The organism is Caballeronia sp. INML3B (genome assembly GCF_023631305.1).
Classification (GTDB): Bacteria; Pseudomonadota; Gammaproteobacteria; order Burkholderiales; family Burkholderiaceae; genus Caballeronia; species Caballeronia turbans.
The window spans coordinates 288,381-311,459 of record NZ_JALQDI010000003.1 but is presented as its reverse complement, the minus strand read 5'-3'; the positions used below and the strand labels follow the sequence as shown (position 1 = coordinate 311,459).

19 protein-coding genes are annotated in these 23,079 nt (G+C 64.5%); 15 read left to right on the top strand and 4 right to left on the bottom strand.

The annotated features are described in order from the left end of the window. Together NCS58_RS04665 and NCS58_RS04660 are read left to right on the top strand one after the other, a co-directional pair. On the top strand, positions 1-941 hold a 941-nt coding region (locus tag NCS58_RS04665; protein ID WP_250489913.1), incomplete at its 5' end, for a porin. 407 nt (positions 942-1,348) lie between these two features. Continuing rightward, positions 1,349-2,482 (top strand): porin, encoded by a 1,134-nt coding sequence (locus NCS58_RS04660; RefSeq protein WP_250537978.1) that lies wholly within the window; start codon positions 1,349-1,351, stop codon positions 2,480-2,482. Positions 2,483-2,642: 160 nt separating this feature from the next. Here the strand turns inward: NCS58_RS04660 and NCS58_RS04655 are convergent, their stop codons facing one another. The 3 genes from NCS58_RS04655 to zwf all read right to left on the bottom strand — a co-directional run bounded on the left by NCS58_RS04655 (position 2,643) and on the right by zwf (position 6,835). Continuing rightward, positions 2,643-4,553 (bottom strand): bifunctional transcriptional regulator/glucokinase, encoded by a 1,911-nt coding sequence (locus tag NCS58_RS04655; RefSeq protein WP_250537977.1) that lies wholly within the window; start codon positions 4,551-4,553, stop codon positions 2,643-2,645. Then, positions 4,534-5,244, bottom strand: a complete 711-nt coding sequence (gene pgl, locus NCS58_RS04650) for a 6-phosphogluconolactonase (protein WP_250476438.1) — start codon at positions 5,242-5,244, stop codon at positions 4,534-4,536. The genes NCS58_RS04655 and pgl overlap by 20 nt, the downstream gene beginning before the upstream one ends. 127 nt (positions 5,245-5,371) lie before the next feature. Further along, positions 5,372-6,835 carry a glucose-6-phosphate dehydrogenase gene (gene zwf / locus NCS58_RS04645; RefSeq protein WP_061118897.1) on the bottom strand — a complete coding sequence of 488 codons (1,464 nt, stop codon included), beginning with the start codon at positions 6,833-6,835 and terminating at the stop codon, positions 5,372-5,374. Between the two features lie 584 nt (positions 6,836-7,419). On the opposite strand from zwf, the gene NCS58_RS04640 reads away from it, so the two are divergent. From NCS58_RS04640 to NCS58_RS04620, 5 genes are all read left to right on the top strand, one after another. Further along, positions 7,420-8,673: an ABC transporter substrate-binding protein gene (locus NCS58_RS04640; protein WP_061118896.1), complete on the top strand. Its 1,254-nt coding sequence runs from the start codon at positions 7,420-7,422 to the stop codon at positions 8,671-8,673. A gap of 167 nt (positions 8,674-8,840) precedes the next feature. Next, positions 8,841-9,779 (top strand): carbohydrate ABC transporter permease, encoded by a 939-nt coding sequence (locus NCS58_RS04635; protein WP_250476437.1) that lies wholly within the window; start codon positions 8,841-8,843, stop codon positions 9,777-9,779. Further along, positions 9,769-10,626 carry a carbohydrate ABC transporter permease gene (locus NCS58_RS04630; protein WP_061118894.1) on the top strand — a complete coding sequence of 286 codons (858 nt, stop codon included), beginning with the start codon at positions 9,769-9,771 and terminating at the stop codon, positions 10,624-10,626. The genes NCS58_RS04635 and NCS58_RS04630 overlap by 11 nt, the downstream gene beginning before the upstream one ends. Positions 10,627-10,657: 31 nt before the next feature. Then, positions 10,658-11,776 (top strand): ABC transporter ATP-binding protein, encoded by a 1,119-nt coding sequence (locus tag NCS58_RS04625; protein WP_061118893.1) that lies wholly within the window; start codon positions 10,658-10,660, stop codon positions 11,774-11,776. A 108-nt stretch (positions 11,777-11,884) separates the two neighbouring features. Continuing rightward, positions 11,885-13,993, top strand: coding sequence for a prolyl oligopeptidase family protein (locus tag NCS58_RS04620; protein WP_250537976.1), 2,109 nt, complete (start codon positions 11,885-11,887; stop codon positions 13,991-13,993). Positions 13,994-14,475: 482 nt separating this feature from the next. Here the strand turns inward: NCS58_RS04620 and NCS58_RS04615 are convergent, their stop codons facing one another. Further along, positions 14,476-15,687 (bottom strand): Bcr/CflA family multidrug efflux MFS transporter, encoded by a 1,212-nt coding sequence (locus tag NCS58_RS04615; protein ID WP_061118919.1) that lies wholly within the window; start codon positions 15,685-15,687, stop codon positions 14,476-14,478. Between the two features lie 150 nt (positions 15,688-15,837). Here NCS58_RS04615 and NCS58_RS04610 point away from each other — a divergent pair, with 150 nt between their 5' ends. From NCS58_RS04610 to NCS58_RS04575, 8 genes are all read left to right on the top strand, one after another. Further along, a complete protein-coding gene (locus NCS58_RS04610) occupies positions 15,838-16,368 on the top strand; it encodes a hypothetical protein (protein WP_061118892.1) in 531 nt (176 codons plus the stop codon). 152 nt (positions 16,369-16,520) lie between these two features. Further along, on the top strand, positions 16,521-17,804 hold the full coding sequence (gene hemL / locus NCS58_RS04605) for a glutamate-1-semialdehyde 2,1-aminomutase (RefSeq protein WP_250537975.1): 1,284 nt from the start codon (positions 16,521-16,523) through the stop codon (positions 17,802-17,804). Between the two features lie 18 nt (positions 17,805-17,822). Further along, a complete protein-coding gene (gene ribD, locus NCS58_RS04600) occupies positions 17,823-18,935 on the top strand; it encodes a bifunctional diaminohydroxyphosphoribosylaminopyrimidine deaminase/5-amino-6-(5-phosphoribosylamino)uracil reductase RibD (protein ID WP_061118890.1) in 1,113 nt (370 codons plus the stop codon). Positions 18,936-18,964: 29 nt separating this feature from the next. Next, entirely contained in the window at positions 18,965-19,579 is a 615-nt protein-coding gene (locus NCS58_RS04595; protein WP_061118889.1) for a riboflavin synthase, read from the top strand. Between the two features lie 144 nt (positions 19,580-19,723). After that, a complete protein-coding gene (gene ribBA / locus NCS58_RS04590; RefSeq protein ID WP_250537974.1) occupies positions 19,724-20,887 on the top strand; it encodes a bifunctional 3,4-dihydroxy-2-butanone-4-phosphate synthase/GTP cyclohydrolase II in 1,164 nt (387 codons plus the stop codon). Positions 20,888-20,941: 54 nt separating this feature from the next. Continuing rightward, positions 20,942-21,451 (top strand): 6,7-dimethyl-8-ribityllumazine synthase, encoded by a 510-nt coding sequence (gene ribH, locus NCS58_RS04585; protein ID WP_061118887.1) that lies wholly within the window; start codon positions 20,942-20,944, stop codon positions 21,449-21,451. Then, a complete protein-coding gene (gene nusB / locus NCS58_RS04580; RefSeq protein ID WP_061118886.1) occupies positions 21,448-21,885 on the top strand; it encodes a transcription antitermination factor NusB in 438 nt (145 codons plus the stop codon). The genes ribH and nusB overlap by 4 nt, the downstream gene beginning before the upstream one ends. Continuing rightward, positions 21,886-23,079, top strand: a complete 1,194-nt coding sequence (locus NCS58_RS04575; protein WP_250537973.1) for a pyridoxal phosphate-dependent aminotransferase — start codon at positions 21,886-21,888, stop codon at positions 23,077-23,079. It abuts the gene before it with no gap.

Below are 23,079 nucleotides of genomic sequence, written 5' to 3'. Positions count from 1 at the left end.
TGAAGGGCGTCGAAGATCTGGGCGGCGGCTACCGCGCCGTGTTCCAGTTGGAAGGCAGCTTCAACACCATGACGGGTCAAGGCCCGGGCGGCGGCGGTCTCTTCAATCGCTGGGCGACGGTCGGTATCGCCAACAACCAGTTCGGTACGCTGTTGCTGGGTCGTGAGCTCTTCATCGCGAACGGCGTATGGGACTTCGATCCGTTCGGCCAGTCGAACTGGTCGTCGGCATCGCTGGTGCGTGGCCGCAACTGGCCGCAATCGAGCAACAACATTTCGTACCAGTCGCCGAAGTTCGCGGGCCTCGACTTCTACGGTCAGTACTCGCTCTCCAACGCGACCAACTGGAACGGTAACGGCACGACCCCGCAAGGCCGTGAAGCAGGCGCGTATGTCACTTACACGACGCCGCTCTTCCAGATCCGCGGTATGTACGACGAAATCCGCAACCCGGCAAACGGCACGCTCGGCGGCGCCTACAACCCGATCGACGGCGGCTCGGGCGGCAACGGCGTCTACGCCTACTCGCGCGAGTACACGGCGATGTTCAACGTGTTCCTCGGCCAGTTCAAGATTCAGGGCGCCTACCAGGCAATCCGCAGCTCCGGCATGACGGGTCAGTTGCCCGGCCAGCCGACCACGCTCGATCACGAGTGGGGCGGCGTGACGTGGCAAGCGACGCCGGCGGCAGCGCTGATCGCCGCGGTCTACCACGTGAACGGCAACAACGGCGCGGGCAACGCGACCATCTACACGGTCGGCGGCTCGTACAACCTGTCCAAGCGCACCCTGCTCGATCTGCAGGTCGCGACGGTGCAGAACAGCAAGACCGCGAACTACGGCCTGAACGCCAACAACTACGGCTCGGCTGCTTCGACGGACAACCCGTTCCCCGGCCACAGCCAGACGGGCGTGTATGCAGGTATCCAGCACTCGTTCTAATCGACGAGTCTGACCGAAGAGTCTTTTTAGAAGGTTTTCACGCTGCTGCGAGAGGCGCGTATCGGTGCGGTGCCCGAAAGGGTATCGCACCGTTTTTTATTTGTACGCGCGATAAATCCGGCACGCCGTGCGCAGCATGACGAACGTCGATTCGCGAGCCTCCCCCCTGGCATACGACATTTGTCAAATCAGCAACCAAAACTACAAAACCACGGCTCGAAAAACGTAGTTCTACTTCACAATTCCTCCAAAAACCGAGGGGCGACGCCGATCGTGGAGCTGCCGCGACGCTTCGCCGTGCGCACGTTCGCGCGTCTTTCCTCGATAACCGTGTTCGGCTCGTTGCGCCCGCATCGAGCCAGACAGCAGCTATTGGTTCAATTTTTGACAGGGATTTGGAGGAGATGATGAAAAAGGTTTTGCTCGCGTCGGCAGCACTGTTGGCGTTCAGCGCGGCGGCGCAGGCTCAAAGCAGCGTGACGCTGTATGGCCGCCTGGACGCGGGACTCGAATATATGAATGGCGTCCCGACAGGCGTCGGCCTCAACGGCGCGGCCACCGGCACGTCGCATCGCTTCAGGGCGGAAAGCGGCGACTGGGGCACGAGCCTGTGGGGTATGAAGGGCGTCGAAGATCTGGGCGGCGGCTACCGCGCCGTGTTCCAGTTGGAAGGCAGCTTCAACACCATGACGGGTCAAGGCCCGGGCGGCGGCGGTCTCTTCAACCGCTGGGCGACCGTCGGTATCGCGAACAACCAGTTCGGTACGGTACTGCTCGGCCGTGAGCTCTTCATCTCGAACGGCGTGTGGGACTTCGATCCGTTCGGCCAGTCGAACTGGTCGTCGGCATCGCTCGTGCGTGGCCGCAACTGGCCGCAGTCGAGCAACAACATTTCTTACCAGTCGCCGAAGGTCGCGGGCTTCGACTTCTACGGCCAGTATGCGCTCTCCAATGCGACCAACTGGAACGGTAACGGCACCACGCCCCAAGGCCGCCAGGCGGGTGCGCAGATCACGTACACGTCGCCGCTTTTCCAGGTGCGCGGTCTCTACGACGAAATCCGCAATCCCGCGAACGGCACGCTGGGCGGCGACTACGGCACGAGCAACGGCGCCTACTCGTTCTCGCGCGAGTACACCGCGATGCTCAACGTGTTTCTCGGTCAGTTCAAGCTGCAAGGCGGCTATCAGGCGATCCGCACGTCCGGCATGACGGGCCAGTTGCCGGGTCAGCCGACCGCACTCGATCACGAATGGGGCGGCGTGACGTGGCAGATGACGCCGGCCGCGGCGCTGATCGGCGCGGTGTATCACGTCAACGGTAACAACGGCGCGGGCAACGCGACTATCTACACCGTCGGCGGATCGTACAACCTGTCCAAGCGCACGCTGCTCGATCTGCAAGTTGCCACGGTGCAAAACAGCAAGAGCGCGAACTACGGCCTGAATGCCAACAACTATGGCTCCTCCGCCGCGACGGACAACCCGCTTCCCGGCCACAGCCAGAGCGGCGTGTATGCAGGCATCCAGCATTCGTTCTGAGCGGCGAATCTGAACGCGCCTTAGCTTCGTAGTACTTTTCACGCCACTGCGCGGTGCGATCTCAACGCGGATCGCACCGTTTTTTTTCGCCGCGAAAGCGCATGAAAAAAGGCCGCCGATGTTCACATCGGCGGCCTTTTGCGTAGACGCAAGAACGCGGCTAGTCCCGCGCCATCCCCGAGGCGCCGTGGCTCAGCCAGTCGAGCACAGCGGCGGCGTCATCGTCGCTCGATTGACGCGCCTTGGCGACCGTCTCGCTGATCTTCGCGCCCGGCTTCGGCGCGGCCCGGCGAATCGCCACGCCAACCGCGAGAATGTCGATGATCACGAGGTGCAGAATGCGCGAAATCATCGAAAGCTGCGACTCGCGGATTTCGATGTGATCCGTCTCCAGCGCCACCGTCGCCCGTTTGGCGAGCGGCGTATTGCTCGACGTGATCGCGATGACCGTCGCGCCCTGTTGCATCGCCACTTCGAGTACGCGCAAAAGCTCGGGCGCCCTGCCCGATTTCGACACCGCGACGATCACATCGCCCTTGCCGAGGAGCGCAGCGGACGCCGCCTGCATGTACAGGTCGCCGTAGGCGATGGTCGGAATGCCGAAGCGGAAGAACTTGTAGTGCGCGTCCTGCGCGACGATGTTCGAATTTCCGAGCCCGTAGAACTCGATGCGCCGCGCGCCGTTCAGGATATCGATCGCGCGCTCGACGTTCTCGAAGTTCAGATGCTCGCGCAACTGCAGGATCGCGGATACGGTGTTGTCCAGCACCTTCGCGCCGAAATCGGTGGCCGTGTCGCCGAGATGCACCTGGCTATGGCTCACCGGAATCGTGCCGGTCAGGCCGGTCGCGAGTTTGAGTTTGAAGTCGGACAGACCCTGGCAACCGAGCGAGCGGCAAAAGCGGATCACGGTCGGCTGACTCACGTCCGCCTTGCGCGCGATGTCGATGATCGGATCGTTGATGATCGAGCGCGGATGGTTCAGAGCGAGATCGGCAACGCGCCGCTCGGCGGGTGTCAGCGCATCGCGCATCTGACGAATGCGCTCGAACACCGCCGACGAACCGCTGTTCGCACGGTTCGACAACTGCTCGGAGAGAATCGCGGACACGCCGAGAAACGCCGGATATTCCGCCGTGATGATGTACGTGGGAATGCCCGACAGATACTGCTGAAAGCGCCCTTTCGCCTCGAAACGCTCGCGAAACGGCGACTTGTGGAACAGTTCACCCAGCTTCAGGACGATGCCCCCGCCGATATAGATGCCGCCCAGCGCACCCAGCGTCACTGCGATGTTGCCGGAGAACGTGCCGAGGATCGCGCAGAAGCAGTTCACCACTTCGAGCGCGAGCGCTTCGCCTTGCAGGGCGCGGTTCGTGACGTCGGCGGCGGTGAAGGTTTCGGAGACCGTGACGTTGTCGCGCTCGGCGAGCGCCCGGTAGATCAGCTCGAGCCCTTGTCCGGCGCACACGCGTTCGAAAGAAACGTGTGGAAACTTGCGGCGCGCATAGCGCATCACGACGTCTTCGCGTTCGTCGAACGGCGAGAACGTGGCGTGGCCGCCTTCGCTGCCGAGCGCGATCCAGCGGTCATCCGCCGGAATCAGACCCGACACGCCCAGACCCGTGCCTGGCCCGAGCAGGCCGATCACGCTGTTCTGCCGGCGCGAGCCGCCGCCCACCTGTTCGCGCTGCGCGTCGGTCAAGCCGGGCAGCGCCATCGCGAGCGCGGTGAAGTCGTTCACGACGAGCAGCGTATCGAAGCCGAGCGCACGGCGCGTCGCCTCGATCGAGAAGCTCCAGTCGTGATTGGTCATCTTCACGTGATCGCCGTCGACGGGATTGGCGCTCGCGATCGCCGCATGATTGACGCGTCCGACCTTCGTGTCCTTCAGATACTGCTGCATCACCTCCGCGATGCCGGGGTAATCGGCCCCCGGATACACGCGGATCTGCCCGATATCGCCAGGCGCGGTCTCCAGCGCGAAGCGCGCGTTCGTGCCGCCGATGTCAGCCAGAAGCCGCGGTCCGTCGGCGTGCTGAGTCGCGGTCTTATGCACACCAGTAGACATCGAGCTTCACTCCTTCAGCGTGGGCCAGCGTCGAGATGGCGTTCTTTTGCGGGGCGGCGAGCGCCGCGTTCAGTACGTCGAGCTTCTTCTGGCCGGCGATGAAGAGATACAACTGTCCGATCTGCTTCAGCGCCGACATCGACAAGCTCACGCGCGCGTGCGGCGCCGCGCCCGGATGCACGGAGATGAAGCGCTCCGGCGTCGAGATCGCAAAATCCCACTCGGGCGCGTCGGCGAAGATCGAGGCCGTATGTCCGTCCTCGCCCATGCCGAGCACGGCGACATCCGGCAGACGGCGGCGCGGATCGGCGTTCAATTCGGCGATGTGCGCTTCCAGCGGCCTGGCCGTATTCACGAGCGGCAGAAAATATGCCGACGCGCCCGCGTTCTGCAAAAGCGTGTCGCGCACGAGCTGCGCGTTGCTCGCGGAATCGGTCTCGGGCACCCAGCGGTCGTCGACGAGCGTCACGTCGATGTGCGCCCAGTCGAGCGGCTCGCGCGAGAGCGTCTGCAAGAACGGCTTCGGGCTCGTGCCGCCCGATACCGCGAGCGTGGCGTGGGCGGTTTGTCCCGTGGCATCGGCCGATGCCGCCCCCCTCGCCGCGAGGGATGCCTTCAGCGCGTCGCCCACGGCTTTCGCCAGCGCGTCCGAGTGGGCGCGCGGATCGTCGAAAGTGCGAAGCTCGATCATTGCTCCTCCTGCTTGTTCTGGTTTATCGATCCGCCTGCTGCCCGCACCATCGCAACGGCGGGCGAAGCGGTCTCTTGTATTCCATGTTCGCCGCGCGCCTCTTTGGGGCCGCGTCGGCATCACGCCGTCAGTTTTCTTCTTCGAGCCAGCATGTGCCGGCCTGCGCAAGCATCGCGCTCGACGCGGCCGGCCCCCACGTGCCCGCCGCGTAAGGCTTCGGCTTGTTCGTCGCCGACGCCCACGCGTTCAGGATCGGCTCGACCCAGCGCCACGCCGCCTCCTGCTCGTCGCGCCGCACGAAGAGCGCGAGGCGGCCGTGAATCACGTCAAGCAACAGGCGCTGATACGCCTCCATCTGTCCTTCCTTGAAGAACTGATCGAACGCGAGATCGAGATGCACGCTCGCGAGATTCATGCCCTCGCCGGGCTGCTTCGCCAGGCAATACAGGCGGATGGATTCGTTCGGCTGCAGCCGGATCACGAGACGGTTCGCGCCTGCACGCAACGCGTTCGCGCCGAGCGCCGAATGCGGCACCGCGCGGAAGTTCACGACGATCTCCGCGACGCGGTCCGCGAGCCGCTTGCCCGTGCGCAGAAAGAACGGCACGCCGGCCCAGCGCCAGTTCTCGATTTCCACCTTCAAGGCGACGAAGGTTTCCGTCGTGCTGTCGGGACGCACGCCCGGCTCGGTCGCATACGCCGGCACCGACGTGCCGCGGACGACACCCGCATGATATTGCCCGCGCACCGCGACGCGGCTGATGTCGCGCTCGTCGATGGGCTTCAGCGCCCGCAGCACGCGCAATTTCTCGTCGCGCACGGAGTCGGAATCCATCGAGTGCGGCGGCTCCATCGTCACGATGGAGAGCAACTGCAGCAAATGGTTCTGCACCATGTCGCGCAGCGCGCCCGTATTGTCGTAGAAGTCGCCGCGCGCTTCCACGCCCAGTTCTTCCGCGATCGTGATCTGGATGCTCTCGACCCACTCGCGGCGCCACAGCGGCTCGAACAGCACGTTGCCGAAGCGCAGCGCGAGCAGGTTCTGCACCGGCTCCTTGCCGAGATAGTGATCGATCCGGTAGATCTGCTCTTCCTGGAAGATCTCGCCGACGGCGTCGTTGATGGCGTTCGACGATTTCAGGTCGTAGCCGAGCGGCTTCTCGAGCACGATGCGCGCATTCTGGTTCAGCCCGACGTCGGCGAGCGCGCGGCAGATCGGCACGAAAAGCTTCGGGCTCGTCGCGAGATAGAAGACGCGCGTGCCGTCGAATCGTGCAAGCGCGTCGCGCAGCACGACGAAATCCTCCGCGCGTCCGAGGTCGAGTCCGACGTACTGGAAGCGATCGAGAAAACTGCGCCATACGGCGTCGTCGACACCGTCTTTCGTCGATACGTGCGGTTTAACGTGGCTCTCGACCCAGGCGCGGTATTCGCCCTGCTCCAGCGCTTCCCGCGCGACAGAAACGATCTTGCCCGCCGGATTGAGCATGCCCGCGCGATGCGCCTCGAAGAGCGCGGGAAGGATCTTGCGCATCGAAAGATCGCCGGTGCCGCCGAAGAGTACGAAGATGAAATTCGAGTCGCTTTGCATGAGTCTGAACGCGGGTTCGAGAACTGGATGTGAGTCGAATCGGGCGTGCCGCCCAAGAGACCACGAATGACGCCGTAGTCCGATAAAATTTTTTTTGACACTGAATTGTAGTTTAACTACAATCCAAATCAAGAGGAAATGTCACTGACCGGAAATTAGCCACGCGAATCAAACCAACTGGCGACCGCTTTTATCCGGCTGGACGTTCTGTGCGCATGGTAACGGAGGCCACGGCTCACCGCTTTCCACGGAAGGCGTGCCCGTGATTCCGCTGCGCCCGGCCTCGCGCCTCGCCGTCGAGTGCGTCCTTCGGGGCAAGGTTTGAACGGCCGGGGCAAAAATCAAAAGAGGAGACAGCCGTTGCGATTCAACCCACTCATCTCTTGAGAGCTGTGCGGCCGTACATCGGTCTGCCGGCCCGGCACGCTGCGTTCGTCGTGACTCGCGCTGCCGCTTCCCCGCCGACATCGCCGATTTCCGGCCATCCAGCTTTACCGTTTTTTTGACAAACGCTTCTACCCCATTGCTTCTGGTGGCATCGGGAGCCAATCGTTTCTTGTTCAGGTGTCTGGAGGAGATAAACAATGAAAGTCCGTAAGCTCATGGGCGCGCTGTGCGCCGCAGGTCTTCTGTGCGGCGCGACGGCGTCGGCGGTTCAGGCTGCCGAAGCCGTTTCCGTGCTGCACTGGTGGACGTCCGGCGGCGAATCCAAGGCTGTCGGCGTGCTGAAGGACGACATGACGAAGCAGGGTTACACCTGGAAGGACTTCGCTGTCGCGGGCGGCGCGGGCGCGGCGGCGATGACCGCACTGAAGACACAGGTGATCTCGGGTAACGCGCCGTCGGCGGCGCAGATCAAGGGCCCGCTGATCCAGGAATGGGCCGAGCAAGGCGTGCTCGTGCCGATCGACTCCGTCGCGGGTGACTGGAAGAAGAACCTGCCGCCCGAAATCGACAAGATCATCCACGCGGACGGCCACTACGTCGCAGCGCCTTTCTCCGTGCACCGCGTGAACTGGCTGTACATCAACAAGGCTGCGCTGGACAAGGCGGGCGGCAAGGTGCCGACCAACTGGAACGAGTTCTTCCAGGTCGCCGACAAGATGAAGGCCGCGGGCATCATGCCGATCGCGATGGGCGGCCAGCCGTGGCAGGACCTGACGCTGTGGGAAGACGTCGTGCTGTCGCAGGGCGCGGACTTCTACAAGAAGGCGATCGTCGATCTCGACCAGAAGACGCTGACCTCGGACAAGATGGTTCAGGTGTTCGACACGGTCCGCAAGATCCAGGGCTACTTCGACAGCGGCCGCACGGGCCGCGACTGGAACCTCGCGACCGCGATGGTCATCAACGGCAAGGCCGGCATGCAGTTCATGGGCGACTGGGCGAAGGGCGAATTCGCCGGCGCGAACAAGAAGGCGGGCGCGGACTACATTTGCGCGCCGGTGCCGGGCACGGAAAAGGCCTACACGTTCAACGTCGACTCGTTCGTGTTCTTCCAGCAGAAGGGCCAGAAGGCCGCGACGCCGGGCCAGCTCGCGCTCGCGAAGACCATCATGACGCCGGAGTTCCAGGAGCAGTTCAGCCTGAACAAGGGGTCGATCCCGGTGCGTCTCGGCGTGCCGATGGACAAGTTCGACGACTGCGCGAAGAAGTCCTACTCTGATGAACAGACGGCGATCAAATCGGGCGGCTATGTTCCGTCGCTCGCGCACGGCATGGCTCAGGGCGACGCCGTCGCGGGCGCCATGACCGACGTCGTGACGAAGTTCATGAATTCGTCACAGGATTCGAAGAGCGCGGTCGCCGCACTCGCGAACGCCGCCAAGACGAAGTAAAGGCGTTTTCCGCCCGGCGTGTGCCCATGCATGCGCCGGGCGGCGCAAAACGCAGGACTGCATCTGTAACGTCGCATCTTTCAGCGCCAGCAGGCATTCGCCACAGAAGCGCAAGTCAGTGCACCTAAACGCACGAAAGCGCCGGCGCATCTTCCAGGAGTCGAGTCGTGACTGCCTCCATCACCGCGGACAAGAAGCCGCAAAACCCGCCCCGTCGCGTCTCACCGACGGCGGCGCTCGCCGATCGTCTGATTCCGAAGCTGGTGCTCGCTCCCAGCGTCGTGATCGCGCTCATTTTCGTCTACGGCTTCATCGCCATCACCGGGTATCTGTCACTCTCCGAATCGCGGCTCATGCCGCGCTACGATTTCGCGGGCCTGGACCGTTATCGACAGCTCTTCGCCAACGACGTCTGGTGGACTTCCGCCGCCAATCTCGGCTGGTTCGGCATTCCGTTCATCGGCATTTGCGTGTTCCTCGGCCTTTTCCTGGCCATCCTTCTCGACCAGAAGATCCGCAACGAAGGCGCATTGCGCGCCATCTTCCTGTACCCGATGGCGCTCTCCTTCATCGTGACGGGCACCGCGTGGCAGTGGATTCTCAACCCCGGCCTGGGTCTGGAGAAAGTGTTCCATGACTGGGGCTGGACGAGCTTCTCGTTCAACTGGCTGGGCGACCCGGACAAGGCGATTTTTTGCGTCGTGATCGCGGCCGTCTGGCAATCGACAGGCTTCGTGATGGCGCTGTTCCTCGCCGGCCTGCGCGGCGTCGACAGCGAAATCTTCAAGGCCGCGCAGATGGACGGCGCGGGTTTGCCGACCATCTACCGCAAGATCGTGATTCCGAGCATGCGGCCGGTGTTCTTCTCCGTGCTGCTGATTCTTTGCCACATCACGATCAAGACCTTCGACCTCGTCGTCGCGTTGACGGCCGGGGGACCGGGCACGTCATCGTCGCTGCCGGCGATCTTCATGTACACGTTCTCGTTCAACCGCGGTCAACTCGGCGTGGGCGCCGCATCGTCGATGATGATGCTCGCCACGGTCGTCGCGGTGCTCGTGCCGCTCATGTATCTCGAATCGAGGAGCACTCGCAATGCAGCCTAAGATGACTTTGAGCCGCGCCGTCATCTACGCGGTGCTCATACTGTTCGCGCTCTACTTCCTGTTCCCGATCTACGTGATGCTGTCGACATCCTTCAAGGATCTCGACCAGCTTCGCACGGGCAACCTGCTCACGCCGCCCACGCACTTCACCTTCGCGCCGTGGGTCAAGGCATGGCAGGAAGCGTGTACCGGCGTGCGCTGCGAGGGCATGGAGCCGTTCTTCATGAACTCCGTGCGCATGGTGATTCCGGCCGTGCTGATTTCGTCGTTCATCGGTGCGTTCAATGGCTATGTGCTCACGCACTGGCGCTTTCGCGGCGCGGACGGCCTGTTCACGATGCTGCTCGTCGGCTGCTTCATCCCCTTCCAGGCAATCCTGCTTCCGATGGCGCGCCTGCAAGGTTTTCTCGGCCTGTCGAACACGACGACCGGCCTCGTGCTCGTCCACGTGATCTACGGCATCGCGTTCACGACGATGTTCTTCCGCAACTTCTACGTGAGCATTCCGTCCGAGCTCGTGAAGGCGGCGCGCATCGACGGCGCGGGCTTCTTCACGATCTTCACGAAGATCCTTCTGCCGGTGTCGCTGCCGATCTTCATGGTGTGCCTCATCTGGCAATTCACGCAGATCTGGAACGACTTCCTGTTCGGTATCGTGTTTTCGGGCGTGGATTCCATGCCGATCACGGTCGCGCTGAACAACCTGGTGAACACGTCGACGGGCGTGAAGGAATACAACGTCGACATGGCGGGCGCGATCATCGCCGCATTGCCGACGATTCTCGTCTACATGATCGCCGGACGTTATTTCGTGCGCGGGCTGACGGCCGGCGCGGTGAAGGGTTAATTCGAGCAGTTTCGAAAGATAGAGGATTCACATGGCAAGCCTTTCCATCCGTGACGTGTACAAGACCTACCCGAACGGGGTGCCGGTTCTCAAGGGCGTCAACATCGACATCGAGGACGGTCAGTTCCTGATCCTCGTCGGCGGCTCGGGCTGCGGCAAATCGACCTTGCTCAACATGATCGCGGGTCTCGAGACCGTGACCCGCGGCGACATCATGATCGACGGCAAGACGGTCAACAACCTCTCGCCCAAGGATCGCGATATCGCGATGGTGTTCCAGTCCTATGCGCTCTACCCTTCGATGAGCGTGCGCGACAACATCTCGTTCGGCCTGAACATCCGCAAGGTGCCGAAGGACGAACAGAAGAAGATCGTCGATCGCGTATCGGAGACGCTGCAGATCGGTCATTTGCTCGATCGCAAGCCGGGGCAGCTGTCGGGCGGCCAGCGTCAGCGCGTCGCGATGGGCCGTGCGCTCGCACGCGATCCCGTGATGTTCCTGTTCGACGAGCCGCTCTCGAACCTCGACGCGAAGCTGCGCATCGAGATGCGCTCCGAAATCAAGCTGCTGCATCAGCGCCTCGGCACGACGATCGTCTACGTAACGCACGATCAGATCGAAGCAATGACGCTCGGCGACCGCATCGCGGTGATGAAGGACGGCATCGTGCAGCAGTTCGGCGCGCCGCAGGAAATCTACGATTCGCCTTCCAACCTGTTCGTGGCCGGCTTCATCGGCGCGCCGCCGATGAACTTCATCGCCGGCAAGCTCGTCGAATCGGGCTCGGGCGTCGGTTTGCAGCTCGACACCGGTATCGCGCAGAAAGTGCTGAATTTGCCGTTCGACGCGGGCCGCCTGCGCGGCAAGGTCGGCCAGGACGTGATTCTCGGCCTGCGCCCCGAGCGCATCACCGATTCGCGCAGCGCGCACGACGTTTCCGATTCGAGCCTGCAGCCGGTCGACGTGCGCGTCGACGTGATCGAGCCGACCGGGCCGGACACGCTCGTGTTCGCGCAGGTGAACGGCAAGCGCATCGTGTCGCGCGTGCATCCGGCGTCGAATCCGCAGCCGATGTCGAACATGACGCTGCTGTTCGATGTGTCGAAGGCCGTGTTGTTCGATCCGAAGACGGAAGAACGGCTGGCCTGAGCCCGCTGTTCCATCGACCTCCGACGCCACGGCTTGCCGTGGCGTCTTTCATGGTGCGGCCGATACAAGGCACAATCGGCGTTTTGCATCTGGATCCGCCTGCGCCGCATGACTCTTCTCACCTCGCATCCCGAACTCGCCTGGACCCCGTCTGACGGTCCCGATCCTTTCATCGGCCTCGAAGCGCTCGACGACCCCGCCGTGCAAGCCTGGGTCGATAACCAGAACCGCCGCACCGAAGGCGCTTTCGGCAACACGCCCGAAGCGCGCGCGCTCGCCGCGCGGCTCGAAAAAGCGTACACGTCGCAGGACCGCATCGTGTCGTGCTCGCGCTATGGCGACTGGGCCTACAACACCTGGCAGGACGACGCGCATCCGCTTGGCATCGTGCGCCGCACGCCGTGGAGCGCATGGCTCGCGGGCACGCCAGTCTGGGAAACGATTCTCGACGTCGACGCGCTCGATCTCAACACCCACGACGACGACACCCGCTGGTCACTCGCCGACTTCGACATGCTCTACCCCGATTACGATCGGGCGCTCGTGAGTCTGTCGCCGGGCGGCTCGGACGCGTGCATCGTGCGCGAGTTCGATATCGCGTCGAAAAGCTTTGTCGCGGATGGCTTCGTACTGCCCGATGTCGGCAAGCACGATATCTCGTGGATCGATCGCGACACGGTCTACGTCGGCTGGGACGACAGCAGGACGAACCCGCGCCCCGCGCTGACGACCTCGGGCTTTCCGCGCGAGGCCCGGCGCTGGAAGCGCGGCACGCCGCTCTCGGATGCGCCCGTCGTCTTCGAAGGCAACCGGCGCGACGTGTCGGCGGGCGTGGATTACGACCCGATCGAAAAACTGCATCTGGCATCGCGCGCGGTGACGTTCTACGACACGCTCAACTACTGGCTCGACGAGACGTCGAACGAATGGCGCCAATTCGACCTGCCGGCGCACGCGGAAATCGAGCACTGGAACGGCTGGCTCTTCGTGACGCCGCGCAAGTTCTGGAACGTGGGCGGTCGGCGCCACGCGCCCGGCACGCTGACCGTCATCCGGCGTGAGGCGTTTCTCGCAGGCTCGCGCCAGTTCACCGCGCTCTTCACGCCGTCGGAGCGCCTCGTCCTCGCGGGAATCGATTTCACGAAGCACTGGCTGATCGTCTCGCAGATGGACGACGGCGCGCCGCGCGTCACGCTGCTGCGCCCGAGCGCGATGCTCGAAGGCGAGTGGCAAGCGCGCGACTTCGCGCTGCCGCAAGCGAGCCAGTCCTGGGTCGATTCGATCGACAGCGAGCGCGACGACACCGTGCTCATCCACGTCGAGCACTTTCTGATGCCGCCGTCGCTATATCACGCGGATCTCGCGAGCGACGCGCCGTGGCAATTGCTCGCGCGTCTTCCCGCGCAATTCGATGCGACGGGACTCTCGGCCGTGCGCCGCCACGCGATCGCGCCAGACGGCGAGCGCATTCCCTACTGGCTGATCGGACGTGAGGTCGAAACCTGCACGGACGCGCGCCCTTGTCTGCTCTATGGCTATGGCGGCTTCGAAGTCGCGCTCGATCCCGGCTACGACGCGACGACCGGCATAGCGTGGCTCGAGCGCGGCGGGCTTTACGCGGTCGCGAACATCCGCGGCGGCGGCGAATTCGGTCCGGCCTGGCATCAGGCGGCATTGCGCGAGAACCGTCAGGTTTCCTTCGACGATTTCAACGCGGTGGCCGAGGCGCTCGTCAAAACGGGTGTCACCGCGCCCGGGCAACTGGCGATCCGCGGCGGCAGCAACGGCGGCCTGCTCACAGGTGTCTGCATGGTCCAGCGGCCCGAGCTGTTCGGCGCGGTGCTGTCGGAAGTGCCGCTGCTCGACATGGCGCGCTTTCACTTGCTGCTGCAAGGCGCATCGTGGATCGACGAATACGGCGACCCCGACGACGCCGGCGATCTGCGTCATCTGATGGCGTACTCGCCCTATCAGAACGTGAAGGCGGATGTTGCCTATCCGCCGGCGCTTTTCACGTCATCGACGAGCGACGATCGCGTGCATCCCGGCCACGCGCGCAAGATGGCGGCGAAGATGCAAGCGCAAGGTCATGCGAACGTCTGGTATCAGGAAACCGGCGAAGGCGGCCACGGCGCGGGCGTCGAGCCGGAAGCGATCGCGCAGGCGGAATCGGCCGCGTTCACCTTTCTCGCATCGACGATCGGGCCGCTCGGCTGACAATTGCGTGCTTCTTCGCGAAACGGTCCATTTCGCGCGCGCAACGCCGCGGATTTGCCGATTCGAATTCCTTCGATACGTCGCTCCGTTTCGGACACGTATAGTGACAAGCATTCCTTGTTGCAGCACGAAAGCCGGTTTCGTCGACAAAACCGGCAAGCGAGTAAAGCCAGCGTTGAGGAGCGCGGGCCCGGCAAACAGGGAATATTCACTGACCGAAGCAACCCGATCGGAACACCTTTGACCCTGGCTTACCCGATCATCGACGCAAGGACATTGCCTATCGACCCATGCCGCAGTCCCACATGAACCGGTCTTTCACCTTTTGACCCAAGGATCTGACCGATCTCGCATAAAACGGCCTTCGACGCGGAACACATCTTTGACCCAGACGTACCCCTCAAGGACCCGATGAGCATCACCTTCCGACCTCGCCTTCGCGCGAGGTTTTTCTTTTGCGCGTCCGTAAAGCCGCGCGGCGCTCAGACTTTCACGGGCACCGCATGCGAGCGCAACACCAGGGTGCGTCCAGCGAACGTCAACACGCCGCATACGCCGATCACGATGCCCATGCCGTGCGGCGATACATCGTGAAAAAGCCCGACCGCGAGGCTCGCGAGCGCGCCGAGCGCAAGCTGCATCGCGCCGAAGACGGCGGCGGCCGCGCCCGCATTGCGCGGATAGCGGTGCATCAGTTCGGTCGTGCAGTTGGCCGACAGCAAGCCGACCACACCGACGACGAAGAACAGCGTCGCGACGATCGACCACAGGCCGCCCCAGCCCGTCAGCGACACGAGCGCGACCGCGAGCGCGGCCGCGACGCTCACGAACGACGCGGCCGAGATCATCTTCATCGCGCCGACGCGGCCGACGAATCGGGTGTTGAGCACATTGCCCGCGATGATGCCGACGATGTTCAGCCCGAACAGCAGCCCGTAGTACTGCGGCTTCACGTGAAAGTAATCGATATAGACGAACGGCGTCGCGGTGATGTACGCGAACATCGACGCGAACGCCATGCCGCCGCACATCATGTGGCCCCAGGTGACGGGATCGGTCAGCAAGTGGCCATACGCGGCGAACGACTTGCCGACCGCCGCGCTCGCGCGCTTCTCCTTCGGCCAGGTCTCGGGCACGCGCAGGAAGGCGGTCACCGCGCATGTCAGGCCGAAGAGCGTGAGCGCGACGAACACGACACGCCAGCCGCCGAGCAGCAGTAATTGCCCGCCGATCAGCGGCGCGAGCAACGGGCCGATCGACGTGACGATGGAAAGCATCGACAGCACACGGGCGGCGTCGCCCGGTTCGTGCGCATCGCGGGCGATGGCGCGCGCGAGCACCGATGCCGCACCCGCGCCGAGCGCTTGCAGAAAGCGCACGAGGACGAGCGCATCGATGGACCATGCCGCCGCGCAGCCGATGCTCGCGAGCGCATACAACGCGATGCCGCCGAGCAGGACGGGCCGGCGGCCGTAGGCGTCGGACATCGGGCCATAGAGCAGCATGCCGAACGAGAAGCCGAACATGAAGCTCGTGAGCGTGCTTTGCGCGGCGGCCGGGCTTGTGCCGAACGAGGCGGCGAGCGAAGGCAGGCTCGGCAGATACATGTCGATCGACAGCGGGCCGCACGCGGCGAGCGCGCCGAGCAACAGGATCAGCCGGCCATCTGGACGGCGACGGATGGTGTCGGGCATGGAGTTCGCAGGACGGGAATGCGTGGATGCGACGCGGCTTCGTGCCGCGCAAGCGATCGGCCATTGTACGCGACGCCCCGCCGTGATCCGGCCCCGATCGCCGCGTTGCGATAAGCTCGTCGCTTGCTTCTTTCTCTTTGCATCGATCCGATGACCGCCTTTCTTCTGATCTGGAGCCCCAGGAAGTGGCCGTGGCCCGAGTTGCCCGACATCGCGCGGCGCGTGGCCGCCGGCGATGCCGTCGCCGATGCATGGGGCTGCGGCACCGCGCGCGGGCTCTTGCCGGGCGACCGGGTGTTCGTTCATCGCGTGTCGCAGGAACCGAAGGGCGTGTTCGCGTCGGGCTGGGTGACGCGCGCGCCGTACGAAGTGCCCGACGCCGGAGCAAAGCGCGGCTATCGGCTGTGCATCGATTTCGTGTACGACTGGCTCGTCGATGCGCACGCGGACGTCGTCGTCACGCGCGACGAATTGCGGGCGCATCCGTTCTCGGTGCAGACGTGGGACGCACAGATGTCCGGCACGCTCATCAAGCCGATGGCCGAGGGCGCGCTGGAAAAGCTCTGGGCCGAGCGAACCGGAAGGCGCCCGCGGCCTCCCGCGCCTGCCGCCCCAGCGACGCCCGGCGAGGCGGGCGGCCACGCCGCGCGCAAACCCGCGAGGCGATCGCGCTCGCCATAGGCGCGACACCGCCCGTTCGCAACGACTCCGGTACAATTTCAGCATCGTTTCTTCGCGTCGGACCGCGCGTCTTGCACGCCGCGCTCGTCGCCGCTCGAGCCCGGTCGGCCCTTCGCGACTCCCGCTTCCATTTTCAGCGCAGGCCCTCATCCATGTCCAAGAATCAAGTTCTCTTCGAACGCGCCCAGCGAACCATTCCCGGCGGCGTGAACTCGCCGGTGCGTGCGTTCCGCTCGGTCGGCGGCACGCCGCGCTTCATCGAGCGCGCGCAAGGCGCGTATTTCTGGGATGCGGACGGCAAGCGCTATATCGACTACATCGGTTCGTGGGGCCCGATGATTCTCGGCCACGTTCATCCCGAGGTGCTCGACGCCGTGCAGCGCGTGCTCGCGGACGGCTTTTCCTTCGGCGCCCCGACCGAAGCCGAAATCGAGATCGCCGAGGAAATCTGCAAGCTCGTACCGTCCATCGAACAGGTGCGCATGGTGTCCTCCGGCACCGAAGCGACGATGAGCGCGCTGCGCCTCGCGCGCGGCTTCACGAACCGCAGCCGCATCATCAAGTTCGAGGGCTGCTATCACGGCCACGCGGACAGCCTGCTCGTCAAGGCCGGTTCGGGCCTCCTGACGTTCGGCAATCCGACGTCCGCAGGCGTGCCCGCCGATATCGCCAAGCACACGACCGTGCTCGAGTACAACAACGTCGAGCAACTCGACGAGGCGTTCAAGGCATTCGGGTCGGAGATCGCGTCGGTGATCGTCGAGCCGGTCGCGGGCAACATGAATCTCGTGCGCGCGACGCCCGAATTCCTCAACGCGCTGCGCGAGCGCTGCAGCGAGTACGGCGCCGTGCTGATTTTCGACGAAGTGATGTGCGGCTTTCGCGTCGCGCTCGGCGGCGCGCAGGAGGTCTACGGCATCAAGCCGGACCTCACGTGCCTCGGCAAGGTCATCGGCGCCGGCATGCCGGCGGCTGCGTTCGGCGGACGCCGGGACATCATGGCGCATCTCGCGCCCTTGGGCGGCGTCTATCAGGCAGGCACGCTTTCGGGCAATCCGATCGCCGTGGCCGCGGGCCTCAAGACGCTGCAACTGATCCAGCGCCGCGGTTTCTACGACGATCTCGCCAGGCAGACGCGCAAGCTCGTCGACGGCCTCAGCGCCGCCGCCCGCGAGGCGAAAGTGCCCTTCTCCGCGGATTCGATCGGCGGCATGTTCGGCCTGTATTTCATGGATCGCGTGCCGGGCAGCTTCGCGCAGATCCAGCAGGGCGACACCCGCCGCTTCAACGCGTTCTTCCACGCGATGCTCGATGCGGGCGTGTACTTCGCGCCGTCGGCGTTCGAAGCGGGCTTCGTGTCGAGCGCGCACGACGACGCCGTGATCGACGCGACGATCGACGCCGCGCGCGGCGCGTTCGCGTCGCTCGCCGCCTGACGCTCGCGGGCCGCGCCGATGTTCTCGCAAACCGACTTCACGTATATGGAGCGCGCGCTCGCGCTCGCCTCGAAGGGCATGTATACGACCACGCCGAATCCGCGCGTGGGCTGCGTGCTCGTCAAGAACGGCGAAGTGATCGGCATGGGCTACACGCAGCCGGCCGGCCAGGATCACGCCGAAGTGCAGGCGCTGAAAGACGCGCGTTCGCGCGGCAAGGATCCGCGCGGCGCGACGGCGTATGTGTCGCTCGAACCGTGCAGCCATTTCGGGCGAACGCCGCCGTGCGCGCACGCGCTCATCGACGCGCGCGTCGAAAAAGTGATCGCGGCGATGGAGGACCCGAACCCGTCGGTGTCCGGGCGCGGACTCACGATGCTGCGCGATGCGGGCATCGACGTTCGCTGCGGGCTGCTCGCGAACGAGGCGCACGAGATGAACATCGGCTTCGTGTCGCGCATGACGCGCCGCCGTCCGTGGGTGCGCATGAAGGTCGCGGCCACCCTCGACGGCCGCACCGGCCTGCCGACCGGCGAAAGCCAGTGGATCACCGGCGAGGACGCACGCGCCGACGGCCATGCGTGGCGCGCCCGCGCCTGCGCGATCCTGACGGGCATCGGCACGGTACGGGAGGACGATCCGCAACTGACCGTGCGCGCGGTCGACACGCCGCGCCAGCCACAACGCGTGCTGATCGACAGCCGTCTCGACGTGCCGAACGAAGCGCGCATTCTCGAGGGCGCGCCGCCGTGGATCTTCCATGCCGCCGACGCCGATCCCGCCCGCATCGACGCGCTGCGTGAGAAAGGCGCGGATCTGATCGAGCTGTCCAACGAGCACGGCAAGGTCGATTTGCCCGCGATGCTCACCGCGCTCGCCGATCGTGGCATCAACGAGCTGCACGTGGAAGCGGGTCACAAACTGAACGGCTCGCTGTTGCGCGAGGGCTGCGTCGACGAACTGCTGATTTATCTCGCGCCGAGCCTGCTTGGCAGCGCGCCGGGCATGTTCGACTTCGCGCCGCCCGATACGCTCGACGCGCGGCCCCATCTGAAATTTCATCGCATCGACCGGCTCGGGGACGATTTGCGCATACTTGCGCGCTTCGCCGAGGCGAACGTCGCGCGCTGATTGCACACCGATTTCAAGGAACGAAGCCGATGTTTACAGGAATTGTCGCGGCGGTGGGCCGCATCGAAAAGGTCACGCCGCTCGGTTCGGAACCCGAAGCGGGCGTTCGCCTGACGGTCGCCGCGGGCGATCTCGATCTCGCCGATGTCGAACTCGGCGATAGCATCGCGATCCAGGGCGCGTGCATGACGGTGATCCAGAAGTCGTCCAATGCGTTCGATGTCGAAGTGTCGCGCGAAAGCCTCAACAAGACGGTCGGGCTCGGCGCAGCGGGCGTCGAAGTGAATCTGGAGAAGGCGTTGCGCGCCCACGACCGGCTCGGCGGGCATCTCGTTTCCGGGCACGTCGATGGACTGGGCGTCGTGTCGAAGTTCGAACCCGTCGGCGAATCGCATGAACTGCGCATCGTCGCGCCGAAGGACATCGGCAAATATCTGGCTTACAAAGGCTCGGTGACGGTGAACGGCGTGAGTCTTACCGTGAACTCCGTGAGCGACCGTGCCGACGGCTGCGAATTCTCCATCAACCTGATTCCGCATACCGTTGAAGTCACGACGCTCAAGGCGCTTTCCAGAGACGCGAAGGTCAATCTGGAAATCGATCTGATCGCGCGATATGTCGAACGGATGATGAGCGCGCGCTAATCTGAGCCTCTTTTGCGCGGCGCCGGGGCCACTCGTTGGCCACGAAGGCCTCCCGCCCGTCTGCCCGCCGATTTCACCGACTGTCCATCGTCCGTGGCGTAAAATACGCGCTTTCCCCAAACCGGACCCGCACGGGACGTCATCATGTCGCTCGCCTCCACTCCTGAGATCATCGCTGAACTGAAAGCCGGCCGGATGGTGATCCTCGTCGACGAAGAAGACCGCGAAAATGAAGGCGATCTCGTCGTCGCCGCCGAATTCGTGACGCCCGAAGCCATCAACTTCATGGCGAAGCACGGCCGCGGGCTCATCTGTCTCACGCTCACGCAGGAGCGCTGCAGGCAACTGAACCTGCCGCTCATGACGCATCGAAACGGCACGCAGTACGGCACGGCTTTCACGGTCAGCATCGAAGCCGCCGAGGGCGTGACGACCGGCATTTCCGCCTCGGACCGTGCAAGGACGATCGCCACGGCGGTCGCCCACGACGCGCGCGCCGAGCATATCGTTCAGCCGGGCCACGTGTTCCCGATCATGGCGCAGCCGGGCGGCGTGCTCGTGCGAGCGGGCCACACCGAAGCGGGCTGCGATCTGACCGCGCTCGCGGGCCTCACGCCCGCCGCGGTGATCTGCGAGATCATCAAGGACGACGGCGAGATGGCGCGCCTTCCGGACCTCATTCAATTCGGCGAGCAGCACGGCATCAAGATCGGCACGATCGCCGATCTGATCCACTACCGCAGCCGCACCGAGTCGATCATCGAGAAAGTCTGCGAGCGCACGATGCAGACCGCGCACGGCCCGTTCCGCGCGGTGCTGTATCGCGACGAGCCGACGCACTCGCCCCATATCGCGCTCGTGCGCGGCACACCGCATCCCGACCGCGACACGCCGGTGCGCGTGCACGAGCCGCTCTCGGTGCTCGATCTGCTCGAAATCGATTCGTCGACGCACTCGTGGACCATCGACGCCGCGATGAAGGAAATCGCCGCGCGCGATCTCGGCGCGATCGTCATGCTCAATTGCGGCGACACGAAGGAGCATCTCGTCGACGTGTTCCGCGCCTTCGACCAGAAGGACAAGGCGGCCGAACTGAAGCGCCGCCCGATCGACTTCAAGACCTACGGCATCGGCGCGCAGATTCTGCGCGATATCGGCGTCGGCAAAATGGAAGTGCTCGCGACGCCGCGCAAGCTCGGCAGCATGTCGGGCTACGGGCTAGAAGTGACGGGCTTCGTGCCGATGCCCGGCTGCCCCGCCACCGCCGCGCCGACGGAAACCGCCATCACCCAGTTGCGCTCGGCCTGAGACCGCCGGCCCGCACAACCCTATTCCACACAATTCCAAGGGAAGACCTCATTCATGGAAATCGGACAATATCAGCCGAACCTCGACGGTGACGGCTTGCGCATCGGCATCGTGCAGTCGCGCTTCAACGAACCGGTGTGCAACGGCCTCGCCGACGCCTGCATCGAAGAGCTGGAGCGCCTCGGCGTGATCGGCCAGGACGTGCTGCTCGTCACCGTGCCGGGCGCGCTCGAAATTCCGCTCGCGCTGCAGAAGCTCGCGGAATCCGGCCAGTTCGACGCACTGATTGCGCTCGGCGCCGTCGTGCGCGGCGAGACGTATCACTTCGAGCTCGTGTCGAACGAGAGCGGCTCGGGCATCTCGCGTATCGCGCTCGATTTCGGCATTCCGGTCGCGAACGCCGTGCTGACGACCGAAAACGACGAGCAGGCCGTTGCCCGCATGACCGAAAAGGGCCGCGACGCCGCGCGCGTGGCGGTCGAAATGGCGAATCTGTCCGTCGCGCTCGAGCAGCTCGACGGCGATGACGAAGACGAAGACGAAGAAGACGAGGACCGCGCATGAAGAGCGCACGACGCCGTTCGCGCGAACTCGCGACGCAAGGGCTTTATCAATGGTTGCTGTCGGGCGCGCCCGCCGGCGAAATCGACGCGCAACTGCGCAACGCGCAAGGCTTCGACAAGGCCGATCAGGCGCATCTCGATGCGATCCTGCACGGCGTGATCAAGGAATCCGCCGCGCTGTCCGAGCAGTTGCAGCCGTGCCTCGACCGCCCGATCGAGCAGTTGTCGCCGGTCGAGCGCGCGGTGCTGCTCGTGGCCGCGTTCGAGTTCAAGCATCACATCGACGTGCCGTATCGCGTCGTCATCAACGAGGCGGTCGAGCTGACGAAGACCTTCGGCGGCTCGGACGGCTACAAATACGTGAACGGCGTGCTCGACAAGCTCGCCGTCGTCATGCGCCCGACCGAGGCGCAGGCGCGCGGACGCGGAGCATAAATGGGCCAGGGTGCGGAACCTCTCGTGCGGCTGGCGTCGCGCGTCGATGCAATCGAGCCGTTCTATGTGATGGAGCTGATGAAAGAGGCTCAGGCGCTCGAACGCGCGGGCCGCGACGTCATCCACATGAGCATCGGCGAGCCCGACTTCACCGCGCCCGAGCCCGTGATCCACGCCGCCGCCGATGCGTTGAAGCGCGGCGTCACGCAGTACACCAACGCGCTCGGCATCACGCCGCTGCGCGAGGCGATCGCGCGGCATTATCGCGATACGTTCGGCCTGACGGTCGATCCGGAGCGCATCGTGGTAACGGCGGGCGCGTCGGCGGCGCTGCTGCTCGCGTGCATGGCGCTTGTCGATAACGGCGACGAAGTGCTGATGCCCGATCCATGCTACCCGTGCAACCGGCACTTCGTGTCGGCGGCCGATGGCAAACCGGTGCTCATCGCGAGCGGTCCAGCCGAGCGCTTTCAGTTGACGGCGGAACATGTCGAGGAAAGCTGGGGACCGGCCACACGCGGCGTGCTCCTCGCGTCGCCGTCGAATCCGACGGGCACGTCGATCGAGCCCGATGAACTCCGGCGCATCGTCGACACGGTGCGCGCACGCGGCGGCTTCACGATCGTCGACGAGATCTATCAGGGTTTGAGCTACGACGCGAAGCCCGTGTCCGCCCTCTCCTTCGGTGACGACGTCGTCACCGTGAACAGCTTTTCCAAGTACTTCAACATGACCGGCTGGCGGCTCGGCTGGCTCGTCGTGCCGCGCTCGATGGTGAGCGCGGTCGAAAAGCTGTCGCAGAACCTGTTCATCTGCGCGTCGGCACTCGCGCAGCACGCGGCGCTCGCGTGTTTCGAGCCGCAGACGATCGCGATTTACGAAGCGCGCCGCCTCGAATTCAAGCGTCGACGCGACTACATCGTGCCGGCGCTGCGTTCGCTCGGCTTCGGCGTGCCCGTGGTGCCCGACGGCGCGTTTTACGTTTATGCCGACACGACGACGGTTCATCACCCCGCTGCGGGCAACAGCGACGCACTCACGCACTCGATGCTCCACGACGCGGGCGTCGTGCTCGTGCCGGGCGCGGATTTCGGGTTTCATGCGCCGGAGCGCTATATCCGTCTGTCGTATGCGACGGCGTATTCGAAGCTGGAGGAAGCCGTCGAGCGGCTAGGCACGCTATTCCGCCGATAA

Bases quoted from the DNA above. Each gene is read 5' to 3' on its own strand.
- NCS58_RS04660 (WP_250537978.1), top strand. From the start codon at position 1,349: ATGAAAAAGGTTTTGCTCGCGTCGGCAGCACTGTTGGCGTTCAGCGCG.
- NCS58_RS04655 (WP_250537977.1), bottom strand. From the start codon at position 4,553: ATGTCTACTGGTGTGCATAAGACCGCGACTCAGCACGCCGACGGACCG.
- pgl (WP_250476438.1), bottom strand. From the start codon at position 5,244: ATGATCGAGCTTCGCACTTTCGACGATCCGCGCGCCCACTCGGACGCG.
- zwf (WP_061118897.1), bottom strand. From the start codon at position 6,835: ATGCAAAGCGACTCGAATTTCATCTTCGTACTCTTCGGCGGCACCGGC.
- NCS58_RS04640 (WP_061118896.1), top strand. From the start codon at position 7,420: ATGAAAGTCCGTAAGCTCATGGGCGCGCTGTGCGCCGCAGGTCTTCTG.
- NCS58_RS04630 (WP_061118894.1), top strand. From the start codon at position 9,769: ATGCAGCCTAAGATGACTTTGAGCCGCGCCGTCATCTACGCGGTGCTC.
- NCS58_RS04625 (WP_061118893.1), top strand. From the start codon at position 10,658: ATGGCAAGCCTTTCCATCCGTGACGTGTACAAGACCTACCCGAACGGG.
- NCS58_RS04620 (WP_250537976.1), top strand. From the start codon at position 11,885: ATGACTCTTCTCACCTCGCATCCCGAACTCGCCTGGACCCCGTCTGAC.
- NCS58_RS04615 (WP_061118919.1), bottom strand. From the start codon at position 15,687: ATGCCCGACACCATCCGTCGCCGTCCAGATGGCCGGCTGATCCTGTTG.
- NCS58_RS04610 (WP_061118892.1), top strand. From the start codon at position 15,838: ATGACCGCCTTTCTTCTGATCTGGAGCCCCAGGAAGTGGCCGTGGCCC.
- hemL (WP_250537975.1), top strand. From the start codon at position 16,521: ATGTCCAAGAATCAAGTTCTCTTCGAACGCGCCCAGCGAACCATTCCC.
- ribD (WP_061118890.1), top strand. From the start codon at position 17,823: ATGTTCTCGCAAACCGACTTCACGTATATGGAGCGCGCGCTCGCGCTC.
- NCS58_RS04595 (WP_061118889.1), top strand. From the start codon at position 18,965: ATGTTTACAGGAATTGTCGCGGCGGTGGGCCGCATCGAAAAGGTCACG.
- ribBA (WP_250537974.1), top strand. From the start codon at position 19,724: ATGTCGCTCGCCTCCACTCCTGAGATCATCGCTGAACTGAAAGCCGGC.
- ribH (WP_061118887.1), top strand. From the start codon at position 20,942: ATGGAAATCGGACAATATCAGCCGAACCTCGACGGTGACGGCTTGCGC.
- nusB (WP_061118886.1), top strand. From the start codon at position 21,448: ATGAAGAGCGCACGACGCCGTTCGCGCGAACTCGCGACGCAAGGGCTT.
- NCS58_RS04575 (WP_250537973.1), top strand. From the start codon at position 21,886: ATGGGCCAGGGTGCGGAACCTCTCGTGCGGCTGGCGTCGCGCGTCGAT.